Below are 1,598 nucleotides of genomic sequence, written 5' to 3'. Positions count from 1 at the left end.
CAGACTGTGTGAAAACGCAGTCCGCCGCGGTTTAAAGCAAATGCCCCGACTTGTCGGGGCATTTGCTTTTCTGCAATCTGAAAAATGAAGGGCCTTTCAGCCCATCAGCGCCATCAGCTTCTGTGCTCCCAGCACCTGGATAGCTCTTTTCAAGTTGTAGGCCTGTACTGCAAGTGCCATTTCTGCGCGAGCACCCTGTAACTGGCGCAGCAAAAACCGGCCATTGCCGAAAATCCATTGCTTCAGGTTGCCGAAGGGATGTTCGACGATGGAGCGCCGATGCCCCATCATTTCCGGGTGCGCCTTCATTCGCACTTCCATTCGCTCAAATGCTGCTTCATGGGCGTGGCGCATCAGATACCGGCGTTCTGCCTTGGTGCAGCGGTTTTTCAGCGGACAACTTCGGCAGTCGCTGATGGCCGCCTGATAGATTCGGTCGCCCTTGCTCAGTTGCTTGAGTGTCAGCCGGTTGCCTGCGGGGCATTGGTACTGATCGGTGTTCGAGTCGTAGTTGAATTCGGTGCGGTCAAAGTATTGCTCCTCGCCACCGGTGGTGTTGATCGCCCGATTGGGAGGCACAAAAGCCGTGATCGCCGCGTCTTCGCAGGCCTGGAACTGGGCACCATTGGAATAACCGGCATCCGCCGTGACGCAAAGTTCGGATTGATCCAGCTTCTCTTTGGCTGCTTTGGCCATCGGTTCCAACTGACGGTTGTCGGTGCCTTCCTGAGTCACTTCGTGGTGCAGAATCAGGCAATGCTTGGCATCCACCGCACTTTGAATGTTGTAGGCCACGAGCGGCCCGGACGCTGTTCGCATTTTTTGCGCATCGGATTCACCCACAACGTGCTGAACCAGACCTTGAGCTTGCATCAGCACTTGGCAGGTCTGGTTATTGGCCTTTTTTACCTGCAACTCCGCCAGCGCTGCCTGCACCGCTGAACGATCAATCGACTCGCCTTCTTCGTCGCGATCGGCTTCATCGAGTTGCGCCAGATAACGCGCAATTTTCTTGTCGAGCGTCGCTTCCCGTTGCTGGAGCTTTTTCGGTGTCAGATGTTTGCGGCTGGAAGCCACAGCTTGAAACTTGCTGCCATCGATGGCCACCAACTCGCCTGCAATCAGACCGGCCTGCCGGCAGAAACGAACAAAGGCACGACAGGTCGCGGTAAACGCCGCGCTGTTATCGCGTCGAAAATCGGCAATGGTTTTGAAGTCCGGCGCCAATCGTCCCAACAGCCACATGACCTCGACGTTGCGTTGACACTCGGCCTCAAGCCGTCGTGACGAACGAATGCGTTGGAAATAGCCGTACAGATAGAGTTTGAGCAGATCGGCGGGATCGTATGAAGGACGTCCCGTGGCCTTGGGTTTGGCCTTGTCGAAACCCAGTTGCTCAAAATCCAGAAGCGCGACATAGGCTTCGATGACCCGAACCAGATGGTCATCGGGAATCAACTCATCCAGCGACAGTGGAAACAGCGCGCTCTGAGAGCGATTTTCACCTTGGATATAGCGCATAAGAAAAATGCCCGTATCTTGCGATACGGGCATTTTCTTTAACCGGCCAGCAGATTGCTAGGTTTTCACACAGTCTG

1 protein-coding gene is annotated in these 1,598 nt (G+C 55.1%); it reads right to left on the bottom strand.

The genetic code is table 11. The annotated features are described in order from the left end of the window. Positions 1 to 96: 96 nt before the first annotated feature. Positions 97 to 1,521 (bottom strand): IS1182 family transposase, encoded by a 1,425-nt coding sequence (locus M5C01_RS32695; RefSeq protein ID WP_218586116.1) that lies wholly within the window; start codon positions 1,519 to 1,521, stop codon positions 97 to 99. Positions 1,522 to 1,598 lie beyond the last annotated feature (77 nt).

The organism is Pseudomonas sp. MWU12-2319 (assembly GCF_023242525.1).
In the GTDB taxonomy this organism is placed as follows: domain Bacteria; phylum Pseudomonadota; class Gammaproteobacteria; order Pseudomonadales; family Pseudomonadaceae; genus Aquipseudomonas; species Aquipseudomonas gingeri_D.
Note: the sequence above shows the minus strand (reverse complement) of the source record. Positions and strands in the feature narration are given on the sequence as shown.